This is a genomic window from Stieleria bergensis, from assembly GCA_007745635.1.
Lineage (GTDB): Bacteria > Planctomycetota > Planctomycetia > Pirellulales > Pirellulaceae > Stieleria > Stieleria bergensis.
In genome coordinates this window covers 2,176,218-2,193,229 of record CP036272.1, presented here as the reverse complement: position 1 = coordinate 2,193,229, position 17,012 = coordinate 2,176,218, and the positions used below count along the sequence as shown (strand labels likewise).

Below are 17,012 nucleotides of genomic sequence, written 5' to 3'. Positions count from 1 at the left end.
ACCACCCCTGCTGCACACGACACATCAGGCAACGAAACCATGCATGCCTTCGATTCCACTCGACGATCATTCTTACGCGATCTGGGGCTTGGCTTTGGATCCATTGCTGCTGCAGGCATGCTAGAGCAAGACCAGCAAACAGCCATTGCCGCTGAGGTTGCCAAGGTTGCGCCCAAGGCAAAGAATGTGATTTGGCTGTTTATGATCGGCGGCACCAGCCATATGGAATCCTTTGATCCCAAGCCTGAACTCAATCAGCATGCGGGCAAGACAATTGACGAATCGCCCTATGCCCCGGTTCTAAAGTCGCCATTCTTGGCAAACGAACGCGTCGTTGCCTTTGACCCCAATAATGGATTCATTCGCAAAGAGATCTATCCGCTGCAAGTTGGCTTTCAGAAACACGGGCAAAGCGGATTAGAGATCAGCGATTGGTGGCCTCATGTTGCCAAGCGTGCTGACGACTTGTGCCTGATCCGATCGGTCTGGACAGAAGACAGCAACCATGGCGCCCAGCTCCAGTTTCACACGGGCCGACACCGCGTTGATGGCTTCTTTCCCACCATCGGATCCTGGGTCAATTATGGCCTCGGATCATTGAACGAAAACCTACCGAAGTTCGTCGTGATGGGAACCCCCGTGGCGGACTGCTGTGGAGGTGTCGAAGCGCATCGTGCCAACTACCTTGGTCCGCAGTACGATGGCATTCCGCTGAAGATCGATCCAGCCAATCCGCTCCCGTTTGCCAAACCTCCTAAAGAGGTGTCGCTGGAAGAACAGCGCGGCGAGTTTGACTTGTTGCGGAAACTCAACACCATCACTGCCCAACAGTACCCTGACGACCAAGCCATCCGCGCTCGCATGCGTTCTTATGAATTGGCCTTTCGAATGCAAATGGCGGTGCCAGAAATCGTTCGCTTTCAAGACGAAACGCAACAGACGCAGGAAATGTATGGGCTGAATCAAAAAGAAACCAAGACCTTTGGACAACAGATGCTGGCCGCGCGGCGGTTGGTCGAACGTGGTGTTCGTTTTGTGCAGGTCTACCATGGCAGCAACGGCGGAGCAGGGCAGTGGGATGCTCACAGCGGCCTAAAGTCCAGCCACAGTCGACTTTGCAAACAAGTTGACCAACCCATCGGCGCCCTGCTGTCTGATTTGAAACAACGCGGTCTGCTGGACGAGACCATCGTCGTCTGGGCGACCGAATTTGGCCGCACGCCAGGAGCACAAAAAGGAACCGGCCGCGATCATCATCCCTATGGCTTTTCGGTTTGGATGGCTGGCGGCGGAATCAAAGGCGGCCTGGCTCACGGGGCGACCGACGAAATCGGTTTCCATGCCGTTGAAGATCGCCACTACGTCACCGACATTCACGCCACACTGCTACATCAACTGGGCCTCAACTCCAGGGACCTGGCCATCCCCGGCCGCAAGCGACTCGAAAAAGAATTCGGTCACCCCATTGAACCCATCATCGCCTAACCCCGATCACACCACAGCAACGTAGCGTGCGTGTTACTTGGTGGTGCAAGCACGGCACCCTACTGAGCAATCGGTGGTGCAAGCACGGCACCCTACGAACGAACCCCGATCACTCCCAACGCAGCTCGTGAAAGGTGGGTGAGTCACCTTTCCACTGCCCGCCCAACAGCGTTGCGGGATCCTGAGATCCCCGCCCCGGTCGCAAGCGTTCTGCCGGACTCAATTTAAGCGTCCGCACTTCGTTCCAATGGGCCAAACGTTCACCGTCATGGTTCTTGAAATCGCTCGGCTTGAACACAAACTCCTGCTTTTCATTGCCGCCTGCAAATTTGACCACTGCGGCGTACTGGTCCATCAAGAGCACCAACTGATTTGGCTGCGGAGAAGAAGCCTCCAGCACAAGCTGAGCATCCTTTGGCGGTTGCCATCGCAAGTCACGTAACTTGTTGGTTGTTTTCGCCCAGTTTGGCTCGCGATAGGCAAACCAGTCATGTTGCCAACTCGTTTGAAAATCATCGATCAAGCTGGTAGGCATCAAAGTCACCTTGGCCTTTGCGGCAACCAAGGTTTCAGCGGGCACCCTAGTGATCAGAGACGACAGGTTGAACTGATCCGCTTCGTAGATCCCATAGTAGTATCCCGCAGCAGTGATCTTCTGCTCAAGCGGATAGCGAACATTGGCATACACCCACAGCGGTTTCTCAGTGGTCGTCAGCGGCACTTGAGCAACCCATTGGTCACCTTGTTGGGTTGCTGACGCATGATGCCAAAAACGATGCATGGTGTCGAGTCGATCCTGTGGTCCCTCATTGGCTTTGCCGTCGAACGTGTAATACACATCAACGCCCAGGACTTTGTGTCCGACATCGGGCTTGATCGTCAAACGCGGAATCGAATCCTCGGTTTCAAGCTGCAACTCGGTTTGCGGCGTCGCAGGCATCTGGAAGCGACCATACAAATACTGATCCATCCACAACTGTGTCGCGACTTCATATTCAGAGGTGTCTTGATGATTGTGGTGCGGAGAACAGGTCACACGCCACGCTTTGCTTTGCAGCTCCGCAACCGATTTTGGCAAGTCACCAATGCGTCCATGAAAGTCATTCGCCGGGCTCAGGAACATGATCGGGCACTTGATCTGTTGCAGGCTTATTCCATCGCCAAGTGTGGCACGAAAAACGGCACTTTCATTCTCGCGGTCGCTGATGCCGCCACAGGAAGGTGCCGCGGCTTTGACTCTGGGATCCACCGAGGTCAAAACAGTTAGCTTGCCACCCATTGAATGGCCGTAGACACCCAGACGATGCGGATCCACTTCAGGTTGACGCTCAAGAAAGGTCAGCGCGCGTCTGGCAGCCAACGCGCACAGGAACCAACCACTGTTGCGTGGTGACTCAATGCTGTCCAGCGTCCATTCTGCAGGCCCAGCACTTGGGAAATGATTGCGTGGGTTGCGTCCAGGAGCATGGTAGCCATCGACTGCGCCCCAGTCCGTTGTGACTCGGTAGTTGGGTGCATCGGTTTGCCCGTTCCAAAACAACTTCACTTCAGCGGGACTGACCTGATATCCCGGAGCACTGATTCGCCCAGCCCAGGCTAACGAGATCGTCGCGTACCCACGTTTGGCATTGGTCAAGCAAGCCTTGTAGTCGGCGTATTGCCCGCCGCCATGAATCTGCACCAAGCCTGGAATGGGCGTCGTCACGGCAGTTTTGGGATACCCGTAAACGGCCGCCAGCATGGCTGTTCGACCTTTGAAGACCCCGACGCGATATCGCAGCACCGTGAGCACAACATCGTCTTCTTCCCACTGATGCAAGACTTCTACTTCAAGCGGCTCTGCTTGTGGGTCAAAGCCATTCCACATCTGCTGGAAATCTTGAGGTGACTTTCCATCGGCCAGCGGAGGCAATGTCTCCACCAACTGGCCGAACGAAAACCCCACCGATAACAAACCAACAAGCAAGCTCAAACAACACCGCATCTCAATCACTCAAACAATCACAATGAAAGAACTTAGCTGGCAAAGATCACGGTCCGTGTGCCAGCACAGCCAGACAGTGTAGTCAAAGCGGGAATTCGAAAAGATCCTGCCCCCCGGTCCGGACCACCACCCCGCTGCTGACGGTCTATTGTTCCCACCTGTAAGCCGTTCCCACCTATAAAACGGGGAGCATGTTCGCTGCACAGCCCCGCGACCAAGAGAGTTCATGAGAGTCGTCGCGGGCGCGGCCACTAGATCGGCAGCGTCAATAACTGGATCTTCCAGTGCCCCTCTTGCCAGAGCATGACCGCCGAGGCTGGGTACTTGAGCAGCGGTTGCAACCGATTGAAACTTCGCGTCTTGATCCCCAATTCGTCGGCGTCAGGGCCCCGAAGTAATTGCAAATCGAATCGTACATGGGCGATTCGATTTGCAGTCGTTGATGGCAGGACTTCAACGTCACGAACCGCGGCAAAGGACCAGTTGCGAACACGCTTGGGTGGCTTGATCAACAGCGTGTCTTTGGGAAGCGTCGCTCTTGCGACTTCGTCGCTGGTCCTGACAATCATCATCTTTTCGGCCACCACACGGTTGATCGCTTCGGCGTCTTGATTGCTCAGTCCCTTGAAGAAAGTCTGCAGCACAGCGGGAATCTGCTTCTGCGGAGCCTGTGGCATGGCGGGTTTGACGCGTGCCTGTTGACTCGGTTTCGGAATGGGTACCAATTGAATGGCGTTGAACATCGAATAGCCACTCCCGTCTCGATGGCTGGTGATGCGAACGTCTTCGCCCGCTGAGACCAGGATCTCAAAGCTGACGTAATGCACACCGTCAACAAGCATGCTTGAGCGAAAGTCAGCGTCAACTGCTTTGGACGTCGACCGACGTCCATAGTTTTCCTCGCCAACCTGCATTTCAATCGAAGCATTTTGATTTGCCGCATCACCATGGGCATAGACCAAGACCCGGTAACGGCCGGGCTGTAAATCAAGGATCGAAACCTCCAGATCAACACACTGACAATTGTGGTAGATGTAACCACGGAAGATCTGATTGTCTGTCTTAACCGCCCATTCACCATCCGACTTGGAAACACGGAGCCGAGCGGAACTGCCGCTAGCATCTGCGTGGCGGAGGTAGTCAACGGCGGTGGTGCCGATGTCAACGAAGTTCCACACATCACCAGGCCGTCCGACAGCGCCGTCATACTTGCCTTGACCGGGATCATAGGCAAAGCCAATGTTCAACGAACCGGCGGGAGCCCGCGGTCGAGATTCAGTGGCGATGGATTCATTGGCAACCGACGGCGACTCTTTTTCTGGGACGGGGCCTGACAAATCGCTCGGTTCGAATTCTGCTCGCTGCAATACAGGACGCTGGACATCATCGTGATCCTCCGGCGACTGAGCCGAACGGACCTGAAAGGGACTCCACCAACAAACCGCCATCATCAACAAGCACTGAACCATAGCATTGCCCCATAAAAAGTCGCGATCAAACAGAAGCCTCGGTGTCCATGCAAACAACACAGCCTGGCATCAAGTGAACGATGTTGCAACGAATCCCTTAGGCGGGGCAGCCGAAAAAAAACTTGTCTTACATTTGCGGCATCGCTGGGGTGCCAGCTGTCACGTTGAGCGACCCCTCCTGTAACGAAACGGCAATGCACCACAGCGAACGCCGACGTCGCTGATCGAACACTTCACAGAGCAGCATCAAACGTGTGAAAAAGGGGCTCACACGAAGACAACCAAGCACTAAACCACTGAGCGCCCGAGAGGCATGGACAACCGCGTCAAGAACGGCCCCTTCCAGGTAATGGCGAAGGAATCAAAGACAGAAGCCCCAGGTTCGCAACCAAGAAGCGTCAACCTGCGGAGCGAGGAAAACACCATGGACTTCGATGAATGGTCTTTGTCTCAACCAAGCCAATGGAACGCCAACACGATGACGCTCCTTGCTTCACTTGCTCAGACCGCTGCGTTCAACCCAGCGTGTTCAACTCGGTGCACGCTTCACTTTTCCTTGGGGGGCTCGAGGGCACCAAATTTCTCTGGTGGCTTGACATCATACCAGATTCGGCAACACAGGAAGTGAATCTTATCGTACGTATGCCCTGTCGAATGCATGGCTGCCTTGAGGGTTTTCATCGTCTGAATCTTATCGCCTTTGACCGACCACCAATCCCATTTTTCCTGTCTCTTCCACGCAATAAAGATGGTAGTCGCTTCAGGAACTGTAAGTTCCCGCAGTGAGTAATTCCAAATCGCAGTTTCTGGCCCAGAGATCGATGTCGCCTTGTTTGCGTTATTGTATTCGATAATGTAATATGCCTGTTCAAAGCCGATGCTGACCGTATGGGGGGCATAGAAATAGACGGAGGAGGGCAGGCCTTCCATCCCATTTTTTGTGTAGTATCCGCCGTGCGTCAGTAACACAGCTTCACTGCCGAATTTCTGACCGTGCTTCCACACATTAAAATGCTTGACCTGCTGCATGTCCATATGGATACCCTCGGGAATAAACCTTCAATGTGATGTGCATGACTAGATTGGCAGAAAACACCAGCCTGGGTGCGAGGAAACAAAGTTTGCTCCGATGAAACACGTCCTCTGTTTGGAACCGTAGAGCAACGACGACATCAACGCAAAGTATTTGCAACCGAAAACCGTCTCGTTTGCCCCCATTGATCGCAACTCAGAAACGCTGCGGTTAAGAGTCGAAATCTTCGACAACAGAGAGGTTAGGGTGATGACATTTACGATTTGGTTGCATCGCATCGCCAATAGGGCTGATCAAGAAAGCTGCGCAAGCCAGCGATGCCTCTCGAGTCGCAAGCCACCGAACGGCCTGCTAGCAGCGGCGCAAGTCCAGCGTTTTTGTCACCACAGCTCATTCAGCTCCCAGCAACCGGAGATTGGCCAGAGCGTGATGCACAGCGCATAAAAAAACCTCGCCGAAACGAGGTCCTTGAGTCGGGGCGACACGATTCGAACGTGCGACCTTCTGGTCCCAAACCAGACGCTCTACCAGGCTGAGCTACGCCCCGAAAGGAATTGTCAGTCGTGGCGGTTGATACCTGCCCTGACGACGCCGCACAGATTACAAGAGTTTCTCTCTGGCGAAAAGGTTCACTTGCCAGAATGATGCGGCATCACGAAACTTTTTTTTGTTTCTGGCGCTCCCCAGCCCCGCCTGCGGCATTTGCTGCCGGCCAAACGAGGAAAATTCACTCGTTTGCTGGCTTTTTAGAGGAGCAGATCAACGAAAACAGATCCGCTTTTGCTCGGCTCTCAAGGCTCAAACATCCCGTGCGAGGCGTGAACCGGGCGAACCATGAACTCACCGTGCTGCCAAGCAGCTGCGATGCCTAAATATTGTCCTGTTGGACTGGCTGAGCATTGCCAAGTTGGGCGAGGACCTGCAGGACACCATTGAGATGGGCCAATCGAGGGCCAAAGCGATCGACGAATTCGTTCAACATGAATTCGCTCTCTTCAAAGCTCTCCTCACCATCAGCGATCTCCTCGGTCAAAGTGTCGAGGAACTGGGTTTGCACGCGGCTGAGTGTTTCGGCGGCTCGGCGACACGACGAAGCCAATTCTGGATTCGCGTCCTTCCATTGCTGCAACTCGTTGGCACGCTGCTCGTTGGCGGCATTTTGTTGCTGGACCAACTGTTCCAACAATTGATTTTGTTGCCGCTGCCCGGCCACCAAGTGACGCAGCAAATCAATGGTCAACTGAGCACCCGATTTGCGAGAGTCCGCTGCCGCGTCAGAGTCAGCGGAAACATCAATTCGAAACACGGGGGACAAGGGCTCTTGATCGTAAGACGACATGAACAGGAATTCCTTCAAAGGAGCATGGACCGGAGTTGCGCTAGCATTGCCTGGTGCCGCAATAGCGAGAAAAGACACCGATTCGCTTGAGCAAGACACTCCACTGAGGGAGTGAAGCCGCCAGTATAACTCGCATCTTTAGGGCGGAAGGGAATTTTATCCTTCATGGCCTAAATTTCCAGTTGGTGCGACGCCTTGCGTAACCTATCGGGAATATCACGGTGACTTCGACGTCATTCGCCCACCAAGTTTGACCAGATCACCAATCTGGAGAAGTCGCCCTCGAAGCCCTGTCAGCGTTAAAGTCGGCACGACCCGAACGCCGACACCTAGCGATGCGACAAGTGATTGAAGTTCTGCGATCGCTGTGATCCAATCAAGTTTCACAGCGCTGCGTTTCACACTCCCAGTGACCGCTTGTCGCCGCCACGTTGCTTTCATGTTTTCCTCCCAGTTTGTTCGTGTGCTTGAGTGCTGGTTCCCGCATCGATCGCCTTCACGGTGATGGATCAACCAGCTCTAGACACATGTGGTGCCGACGCGCATGCCAGAAGATTCTCCCAAAAAGAAACCCCTTGCGATTGGCTACTTTGCCGTCGTTGAAGATGATGCCACCGGTTGGACTGGTGGCATGCTTGTCCTGCAGCCCAATGGTCGCCCCATTGAATTTCAGTGCACGCTGCCAGTCCGTCCGTCTAAAGCACACCAAATCCTGTTTGGCCCCACGCTTCGTGACCATGTGATTGGTGAAGTGATCGGCAAACTGTTGGCCGCCCGCTGCCAAAGCAAAATTGGCTTGCTGTGCTGTGATGATGCCAAAGCCTTGGCGGTCGAACCTCACGTTCGCTGTCCGATCGCGTTGGCTTGCGAGCGTGAAGAAGAATCGGCACACAATTCCGAACAGCTGCAAGTGATTGGCAATGATTGCCCATCGGGAATGCAACCGGTCACGCTGGCAGGCAAGACGTTTTGGGTGCCCATGGAACAAGTGCCCAAAGTGGAATCCTTGCTGCCGCAGTTTGAGAGTCTCTCCGATCCCAGCGAACCTTTTGATCGCATTCGGCAAGCGATTAACGAGGCCCATTCTCAGCTCTCTCGTCCCAAAGCTCAGGCTGCGTGATGCGATTCCCGAAGCTTCATCGCCAGCAGCAACCGACCGCCGAAACTCAAACGCCGACTGACTCCAAAACAGGGACAGCACCGAACCGTGCGGCATCGGCTGCAACGCGCGCTGCCAGTGATCTGGTCGCAGCAGTCGACACCTCACGCAGCTGGCATGTCGACGATGTGCTGCAGGCCGAGTTGTGTGAATACGAGCTTGCCGCCTTGGAGACGATGGCGCTGCCGATTCGTCTGCCTAAAATTCAAGCCAAGTGTCGCAGCTTTGTGTTCCCTGAAGCAGCAGCCTGGACGCCGCCCGCCAATCCGAAACCCAAGGCCAACACGCCCCCCATACCGGCAGACGATCAAAAACGAGAGAAGCCCCAAAAAGGCAAGAACAAACACCATCGCATCAAGCCACCGTCGGACATCGTCAAGCTACAAGATCGGTTGTACTACATGCTGCAGCCGCCGCTGGATCTGCTGGTCGGTAGCGGGCAACTGAACTTTCCGTTTGAACCCTTCCCGTATCAGCTCGATGGCATGGCGTTTCTATTCCCGCGTTACGCAGCCATTCTCGCTGACGAAATGGGGCTTGGAAAAACCATGCAGGCCATCAGCACGATCCGCTTATTGCTTTGCAGTGGTGAAGCACGCAGTATCCTGCTGATCTGCCCCAAGCCTCTGGTGACCAACTGGTTGCGAGAGTTTAGTGTCTGGGCGCCGGAGATTCCGATTGCCGCGATCGAAGGCAACTCGGCCAAACGCAGCTTTCAGTGGCAATCGCCCAACGTTCCCGTCAAAGTGGCAAACTATGAACTGCTGATGCGTGATCAATCCACCATCGACGAACTTGGCCTGCACTTTGATCTCGTCGTGTTAGACGAAGCCCAGCGAATCAAGAACCGCAGCAGCACCACTGCGCAGACGGTCCGCAGCATCTCCAGAACTCGCAGCTGGGCATTGACTGGAACCCCCGTCGAAAACTGTCCCGACGATTTAGTGGGCGTGTTTGAATTCCTGTCACCCGGCTACCTGAAACCCGGAATGCCGGTGAATCAGATGGCGAAACAAGCCGGCGAGTTTATCTTGCGACGCACCAAGGACATGGTGCTGGACGACATGCCGCCCAAACTGTACCGAGACGCAGACCTGGATCTCACGCCGGAACAATGGAGCACTTACGAAGCGGCGGAGCAAGAAGGCGTTTTGCACCTCGAAAATCTTGAACAATCACTCACCATTCAACACGTGTTTGAACTCGTCCTGCGTCTCAAGCAGATCTGCAACTTCGATCCCGTCACGGGCGCGAGCTGCAAACTGGAGCGTCTGGTGGCGGACATTGATGAAGTCGCAGCCAGTGGCAAAAAAGCGATCGTGTTCAGTCAGTGGGTGAAGTCGCTGGACAAAATCAAAGATGCCCTACAGCCGTATGGGCCGCTGGAATACCACGGCAAGATCCCACAAAAGAAACGCAATGTGGTCATTGATCAATTCAAAAGTGATCCCAATAGCCACGTCATCTTGATGAGCTATGGCGCTGGCAGCGTTGGTCTGAACCTGCAATTCTGCGAATACGTTTTCCTCTTTGATCGCTGGTGGAATCCGGCGATCGAAGATCAGGCAATCAACCGAGCACATCGCCTGGGTGCCGCCGGCGCCGTCACCGTCACCAAGATGATGGCAGCCGGAACCATCGAACAACGCATCAATGATGTCCTGGATCAGAAACGCGAAATGTTTGACGCGTTGTTCAGCGGCCACGATGGCCCCACCAGAAATGCAGGCCTCACGCGAGAAGAAATCTTTGGCTTGTTCGATTTGCGTGCTCCCTGTGGAAAGAAAGTCGCTTGACCTCTCTCTTGTGCCAAACGACTGCACACCATCCACTGCCTCGATGCCGTGACTCATTCAGTGGATGCCGCATCAATGGCTTGACCAGAGGTGTTATTGCTGGGGTCAATCATTCTGTTAATTGATCGCGATCGTGAATTCCCATCCTCACCATCACCCGCTGGCTGCTCCGTATGGGTAACCTGTTGGCAGAACGATCATTCACATTGACGACACTGCAACCCAAACAGGGCACACCGTGGACAATTACATCTGCCACGCACAAGGATACGCCAACGACCCCAGCACCGTTCCGTTTGACATTGAATGGGACAGTGGCTGTGGTTACCCCGGCGACCAAACCGCCGCGCTCTATAACGCCTATGAAAACACGCCGGACGGCTACTCGCTTATTGGATACAGCATCGAGACATGCGATGGCGTCACCAGTGCTGCAGCAGCGACAACAGATAAACCTGAAGGGGCCCAAGCACAACCAGCCGCTGAAAATTTAAAGCCCGGCATGTGGCAACTCGTTGGTTCCAAGGGCCAGGAAAAAGCGGTTCGCACTGAATCGCGCCAAATCAACAATGCCAAAGACATGAACGGCTTTCTCAAAGACTTTTACGCTCAACGTCCGGCAATCGACAAAGTGACGGCTTCAAAACTTGCGGATTAATCACCCGTAACATCCGCCCCAGCACGTTGGCAGTTCACGGTCCCCCGGACGCGCATCGTTCGAGTGACCAATCAAGGACCGTTACTCCTGCGTCAACGTGCGTCCTTCGTTTCGAACCTGCGATCCCAAGCCAGTGGCTCGCTTTGCGACTGAGTGTTCGCCAATCAGGTACTGCTGCTTGTCTTCATCGGACAACGCAGGGACGACGATTGTCTTGGCGAATTCGAGCGGATCGATGGGCACCAGCGTAGCTGTCTTGGCTTGTGAATTTCGTCGGATAAGCCAATCCAGTTTGCCCTGGGTAAAAGGTTCTGCCTGGTGAGCACGATCGAATCGATACAGTCTGCCTTCGCCTTCGAGCCAACGTTCTCCGGTATCAATCCGCAAGACGGAATACCCCTTGGCGCCGGCAGCGATCAAAAATTGACCACTGGCATCAAACTGGACAGAGGACATTGTGCCAGCATCAAAGCCATGTTTAAAAAAGACCGTATGCCCCGCCAGTTCCTTCCCCCATAGCGTCAGACCACCACCATCTACGCTCTGTTCTAGAATCGCGATCCGCTGCCCGGTGGCATCGAACTGCGCGTCCACGATCAACTTGCCCTGATGAACGACTTTGAAACGAGGCGAGTTGTTGCCAAACGCAGTTGCAACCTCCAGGACACACACCGTCGCACGCGATTTTGTTAAGACAAGCAAGTGTTTCCCGTCAGCGGAGAACTCGGCCCACTGAACCGCCTCGGAAATGTCACTCACGTTGGCTTGATTTCCAGTCGCAAGATCGATCAATTGCCAGACACCCGCATCATCAATCGCAATTAAAGAAGAACCATCGTCACTGAGTGCGACACTGCGAACGGGAGCCTCAAACCAGCACACCTCACGAGACCGGGGTTCCTCCGCCGCTGGCGTTTGAATTTGCCAAACGGTCACGGCGCCCTCATCATCTCCGTTGGCTAGTAATGATCCATCAGGCTTCAAGGCTGCGCACCCAATGGATCGTGAATGATACCAGGCTTGCAAGAGCCGACCGGATTGACATTCCCAACGACAGATCCGTCCATCGCGTCCTGTTGTCAACACGCTGTGTGCTTCACGGTCAAAGAGCGCAGCGGTAATTTGTTGAGCATGTCCCTGACAGAGTTTCTGCGCCGACAATTCGTTTGCATCGGTCACGACGATTCCATTTGAGCTCATTGAAACCAACAAGCTCCCATCGGTAGTCGCCTTCATTTGCCCGGTCAAAATCGCGCCTGGGAAGGAACGACTCTGGTCCTGCATCAATGTTGCACGATCCCAACGTGAAATCTCAGTCGCATCAGGCTGAGTGATCCGACGACGAAGGGCTTCGGGAAGCTCAGCAAACGCTGGATCGATTTCACTTGGACAAATCGACCCCAGAAAAAACTGCTCGCCTGTGACAGAGTAACACGCAGACCGCTGCGGCTGAGACGTAATCGTCCGCACGCTGTCCGCCTGATAGTTCCATAGCAAGGCACCGTTAGTCAAACTGCCGATCAAGATTTCCGGCTCGTGCGGATGAGGGGCGACGGCAGAAACCCTGGGCACTGAACGCTGGTTAATCCGCTGCTTTGTGATGAGGTCCCAGACCTCGATCCGTCCCTCGTCACCGGACAGGCTGATGATCAATTGATCGCCTCGAGGACCAAACCACAGGCCTCGTGTTTTCTTACCAGGCTCAGCAACTTTGGTAACGAGCTCCGGTGTTCGCGCATCGATGACGCAGACTTCACCGTTATCCAATTCAACGGCAAACTGACTAAGCGCGCAGGACTGGCGAACTCTTTGCAAGCGTCCCGCGAGTCGAAGCTGTTTTGTAATGGTTGCGGTCTTCAAATCCCATAGTTGAACGCTTCCCGAGTGACACACAACCAGTAGCTGGTTCGTGTCAGCGCTGAAAACAGCCCAAACTTCACCCGTTTCTTCAACATCATAAAAACGTCGTGTATCAGATTCCGAATCCCACACCATGATGCGCTGACCATCTTTCTTTAGCGCAACCAGTTTCCCCTCTGGGCCAATTGCCAGGGCTCGATCGCGAGGACCAACCCGTGCTCGCTTGATTCTTCCGCCCGCCAAGGGAACGAGGGAAAGCTCATGATCCAGACGTTGCAGCAAATGGCTGGTATCTGGCGCCAAAACCTCTCCCGTCCATCGCTGTCGATCAGCAAGTGAATCGCCGTCAATTCGTAGTTGAAACGAATGCCCACGGTTTGAGATCAACCCCAGCTGACTGCCCTGAGACTGAGTCGAGATAAAGCTAGCTTTACTGGCTGACCGGTGCTGAAAAGCGACCTGTGACATGGCGTCATGCGTTGACCAAATGGCCACGTCCCCCTTTCCAGCGGCGGCAACAATCCAGCGTTGGTCAGGTGAGAGGACCAGGGAATGGATCACGCTATCATGCCGAAACGTTCGTTGCAAACGACGGTTTTCCAGATCCCATAGTTCCAGTTCGGTGCGATCACGAGATCCTTGCAAAACGGCAAATTCTCCGTTTGAACCAACGGTCAAATTGAGCACGCCACTGGAGACGGGCAGATTTTTTGCTTGGTCCAAAGCGCCAAGGGGTGCTAAAGCGACCGCCGTGGCGCCAGCGACGCTGAACAGGCCGTGCGCCAACAGTTCATCACCAGGGCCAATGAACTGCGCCGCACTGTATCCGGTCAATGTCCTCTTTTGCGGACCGGCTGGATCAAACAAATCCCACACACTGCCCCTACCATCTCCAGAAAAGACCAGCACATACTGCCCGTTGTCACTGATTTCGACGGCAGCCCCTCCATCGACCAGCACTTTGCCTCCCCCTACTTTGCTTTCAGAAAGCACAGCCAGTTCCTGGCCCGATTCTGCATCCCAGACACGCACTTGCCGATCACTGGAACAGGTCAGAATTCGGCGGCCATTTCCGCTGTAGCTAGCATGAATCACTGGTTGCTGATGCCCTGAGAGGGTCTGCAATTTCTGCCCATCGAAGCCATAGACGATTGCATCATTCCCCGTCGCGGGCAACACAATCTGTTCTGCTTCGGGATGAAACGCAGACGGCTTGGCAACGCGAAGCCTTGACCCTGGGAACGTGACCAGGGGTTCAAACCGACGTGCGTCCCACAATGTTGCCTGGGCAATGCTATCGGCGTCAACTTTTGTAAACAGGGGAGTCGCCAAACCGTTGACGGAGGCTGTCAATACGAAATCATCATCGGGGTTGAAGGCGGTTGATGTGATCGTGCGAGCTCCGTTCAGTTTGCCAAGCTGCTGACCGGTCGATGGATCCCAGACAATCGCTGGCTCTGGTGGTTGCTTGACATTGGCAGGCTTCATTTGAACGGCGGTCACCAACCGGTTTGCTGCATGGTTAAAACTGAGATGCCCAACCGCGGTTGAATGCGTTTTGAATCGCCGTAATTCGTGCGCCAACTCCGCGGCCTGTAACAGTGCAGAGTTTGCCTCGATACCGGGATGCAACTTTGCGGCTTCAATGGCCAACAACAGCGCGAGTTCGGGATCCTCTTGCTGCTGCAGCACCGACTGTGCCGCCACACGCATGCCGTCAGACTGCACCAACAATCGCTCAACCTTATCGCGTTGCTGAACGACAATCTGCTTTTGTTCCTTCTCCGACTCGAATGCCTTGGCAATTTCACCGTTGGCCCGAAGCAAGATTCCAACACTGACCATCGCAGCGACAAACAGCACCGCAGCGATCGCCACTATAGAAGCCACGACACCACGGTTGGCACGAGCCCAATAGCCAAGACGTTCAACCAACGATGGCGGCCGGATCGTTAGCGGCTTGCCATGCTGGAACAGTTGCAGTTCCAACGCCATGTCCTCCGCACAATGGAAACGTGCATTGGGATCCTTGGACATCGCCTTCATGATGATCGTCTCCAAGTCCTTGGGCAACTTGGGATCAATCTGGCAGATCGGCTCTGGGTATTCGAAACGGACCGCGTGCAACAAGGTTTCGATCGAATCACCTTGGACCGCGCGTCTTAGCGTCAACAGTTCATACAGCGTCACCCCTAAGGAATAGATATCCGTTCGATGATCGACAAAGACCCGCTGACTGCCCATTGCCTGCTCAGGACTCATGTAAGCATAAGTTCCCATGACACCGCCAGGCATTGAATGGGCCGTCTGGTCACCGATCTTGGCCAATCCAAAGTCCGTCAGCCAAGCATCGCCATCGCGATCCAATAAAAAATTGGCAGGCTTGATATCACGGTGAAGCAGGCCGCGCTCGTGGACGTGCTGCAACGCGCTGCAGACCTGCAACGCCATTCGGACAAAGCATTGCATGAATAGTGGGTTTGCCGTGGAGCCATTCTGAGCAATTTCCTCCAGCATGTCCTCCGACGCCAACGTTTCGGCCTTGGACCAACCGGAGGAATGCGCTGATCGTGACCGTGATCGATCGGCCAAAACTTGACGTGTGACCAGAGCCTCACTGTTTGATTCTGCCAAAGCTTCTCCGACAGCAAATCCAGCCGACGAATCCTCGGTGACCCGTCGCAGGGTTTTCACCAACTGCCTCAAGTTGGCCCCCTCGATCAACTTCATCACATAATAGTGAACCCCCGCGTGCTGGCCGAAGTGATACACGGGAACGATGTGTCGATGTTCGAGCTGCGCGACGGCTTCGACCTCGATTCGAAAGCGAGCCAGAACACGCTCGTCAGAATCGCCCACTGCGCGAATGGTTTTAATCGCAACGCGGCGTTTGCCCATGCCACGTTGCTCGGCTTCATAAACGACTCCCATTCCGCCTTCGCCAAGCTTGCGAAGCAATCGATAGTCGCCAAAGTCCATCGGCAAGCGATCCAAAACCACCGCGGTTTGCTCACCCAAACCCTCTGAATCGTCGTCCCAGCCACCAACGGTCTTGTTGACCGATGGCTGAGCCAAGGCTTCCGCAGAACAAGCGGTGTACTCAGCGATGTCCGGCTGCTCGCCCTGTTCTCTTCGCAGCCGCATCTCCAGCTCGATCAGATCATTGAGCAATAGCCTTCGCTCTGCCAGCGTCCCAGCGAAGTGCTGTTGGACAAAAAACGTTTCAATCTCAGGCTTCACCTCACTGCGAAACTGGGCTTCGAAATCAAGCAGCAACTGTCTGCGGCGATCTTCAATGTCATGGGAAAGGTGATTAGCAGCAGTCTGATCGGAATCCATAAGCGACGAGCGAAGCAAAGGCGGTTGGCTCAGAGACTTACAACAGCAAGCCTAATGAAGGACATTCTAACTACCGAACACTGCGACGCACCGAACGTTGCCATTAATCAAATGGTTTGTAAGAGACGCGAGAGGTAGCGACACCTTTTCCTTTTTTACGCGAATCGTGAAGTTACCGCAATCCGGCAGGGGGCACCGGAAACACACAACACCGGCGTCTCGACGCCAATACAATGCCTTTATCATTCACTCGACGTGCATTGTCTTGTGGGGCAAACCATCATTCCATGCACACAAACCTCTAAGGATTCACTCAACATGCAACGACGAAATTTTTTTTTGCTCTTCGGCACAGCCTGCCTTCTTTTGCTTGCAGTCGCGATGCCTTTAGAGGGCAACGAGCCGCCTGCCTCGGAACCAGACAATCAATCCGGTTGGAAGGCCGTCGGATATTTTTACAAGCATGGACAACCCGATGTGATTGCTAGATCAAACTGCCTGAAAACGGAGATGGATGCCATGACCTGCGTTTACAACTTCGATGCAGGCCCAGACTTTGCGATCTACTCGATTGACTTGATGACCTGCTTGGGCCCACGTGACGAGTGCGAAATCATCGATCCCTCATTCGCGGACCAAAAAGGACCTGCAGCGAAGAGCGGAAACAAGCCATGGGAATCCGCAAAATGGAAAATTGAGATTCTGGCAACCAAAAACAACAAACGCTTTCGCTTTACGGCCCCAGTCAGAACTCAGCGATCGTTTATGAATCTGACCGCTGAAATCAATACCGAAGTCGATCGCCGCCAAGCAAGTGGATTCACCGTCACCTCGGTCCAGGCCTATCGCCTGTTCCCCAAAGCCCAATAACCGCCTGACGAAGTCTTTCG

At 54.3% G+C, this 17,012-nt stretch carries 12 protein-coding genes and 1 tRNA gene; 6 read left to right on the top strand and 7 right to left on the bottom strand.

Annotation, left to right across the window (positions count from 1 at the left end; genetic code table 11):
• Positions 1–39 precede the first annotated feature (39 nt).
• Positions 40–1,485, top strand: a complete 1,446-nt coding sequence (locus tag SV7mr_RS07400) for a DUF1501 domain-containing protein (RefSeq protein ID WP_145270642.1) — start codon at positions 40–42, stop codon at positions 1,483–1,485.
• Between the two features lie 109 nt (positions 1,486–1,594).
• Here the strand turns inward: SV7mr_RS07400 and SV7mr_RS07395 are convergent, their stop codons facing one another.
• The 4 genes from SV7mr_RS07395 to SV7mr_RS07380 all read right to left on the bottom strand — a co-directional run bounded on the left by SV7mr_RS07395 (position 1,595) and on the right by SV7mr_RS07380 (position 6,518).
• Positions 1,595–3,469 (bottom strand): dienelactone hydrolase family protein, encoded by a 1,875-nt coding sequence (locus tag SV7mr_RS07395; protein ID WP_145270640.1) that lies wholly within the window; start codon positions 3,467–3,469, stop codon positions 1,595–1,597.
• A 251-nt stretch (positions 3,470–3,720) separates the two neighbouring features.
• Positions 3,721–4,938: a hypothetical protein gene (locus SV7mr_RS07390; protein WP_145270638.1), complete on the bottom strand. Its 1,218-nt coding sequence runs from the start codon at positions 4,936–4,938 to the stop codon at positions 3,721–3,723.
• Positions 4,939–5,484: 546 nt separating this feature from the next.
• Positions 5,485–5,973 carry a putative adhesin gene (locus SV7mr_RS07385; protein ID WP_419188220.1) on the bottom strand — a complete coding sequence of 163 codons (489 nt, stop codon included), beginning with the start codon at positions 5,971–5,973 and terminating at the stop codon, positions 5,485–5,487.
• Between the two features lie 471 nt (positions 5,974–6,444).
• Positions 6,445–6,518 (bottom strand) — tRNA-Pro (locus tag SV7mr_RS07380).
• A gap of 16 nt (positions 6,519–6,534) precedes the next feature.
• Here SV7mr_RS07380 and SV7mr_RS07375 point away from each other — a divergent pair.
• Entirely contained in the window at positions 6,535–6,843 is a 309-nt protein-coding gene (locus tag SV7mr_RS07375) for a hypothetical protein (protein WP_145270626.1), read from the top strand.
• On the opposite strand, the gene SV7mr_RS07370 is transcribed toward SV7mr_RS07375, so the two are convergent.
• Positions 6,840–7,310, bottom strand: coding sequence for a hypothetical protein (locus SV7mr_RS07370; RefSeq protein WP_145270624.1), 471 nt, complete (start codon positions 7,308–7,310; stop codon positions 6,840–6,842). The two genes, SV7mr_RS07375 and SV7mr_RS07370, sit on opposite strands and share 4 nt — an antisense overlap.
• A gap of 216 nt (positions 7,311–7,526) precedes the next feature.
• Positions 7,527–7,751, bottom strand: a complete 225-nt coding sequence (locus SV7mr_RS25170; RefSeq protein ID WP_419188219.1) for a hypothetical protein — start codon at positions 7,749–7,751, stop codon at positions 7,527–7,529.
• Positions 7,752–7,854: 103 nt separating this feature from the next.
• Between SV7mr_RS25170 and SV7mr_RS07365 the strand changes: the two genes are divergently transcribed.
• The 3 genes from SV7mr_RS07365 (at position 7,855) to SV7mr_RS07355 (ending at position 10,923) form a co-directional block, all read left to right on the top strand.
• Positions 7,855–8,430, top strand: coding sequence for a hypothetical protein (locus SV7mr_RS07365; RefSeq protein ID WP_145270622.1), 576 nt, complete (start codon positions 7,855–7,857; stop codon positions 8,428–8,430).
• Positions 8,430–10,265, top strand: coding sequence for a DEAD/DEAH box helicase (locus tag SV7mr_RS07360; RefSeq protein ID WP_145270620.1), 1,836 nt, complete (start codon positions 8,430–8,432; stop codon positions 10,263–10,265). Before SV7mr_RS07365 ends, SV7mr_RS07360 begins: the two co-directional genes overlap by 1 nt.
• Before the next feature lie 238 nt (positions 10,266–10,503).
• On the top strand, positions 10,504–10,923 hold the full coding sequence (locus SV7mr_RS07355; protein WP_145270618.1) for a hypothetical protein: 420 nt from the start codon (positions 10,504–10,506) through the stop codon (positions 10,921–10,923).
• 81 nt (positions 10,924–11,004) lie between these two features.
• On the opposite strand, the gene SV7mr_RS07350 is transcribed toward SV7mr_RS07355, so the two are convergent.
• Positions 11,005–16,122, bottom strand: coding sequence for a serine/threonine-protein kinase (locus tag SV7mr_RS07350; RefSeq protein ID WP_145270616.1), 5,118 nt, complete (start codon positions 16,120–16,122; stop codon positions 11,005–11,007).
• A 318-nt stretch (positions 16,123–16,440) separates the two neighbouring features.
• Between SV7mr_RS07350 and SV7mr_RS07345 the strand changes: the two genes are divergently transcribed.
• Positions 16,441–16,992, top strand: coding sequence for a hypothetical protein (locus SV7mr_RS07345; protein WP_145270614.1), 552 nt, complete (start codon positions 16,441–16,443; stop codon positions 16,990–16,992).
• Positions 16,993–17,012 lie beyond the last annotated feature (20 nt).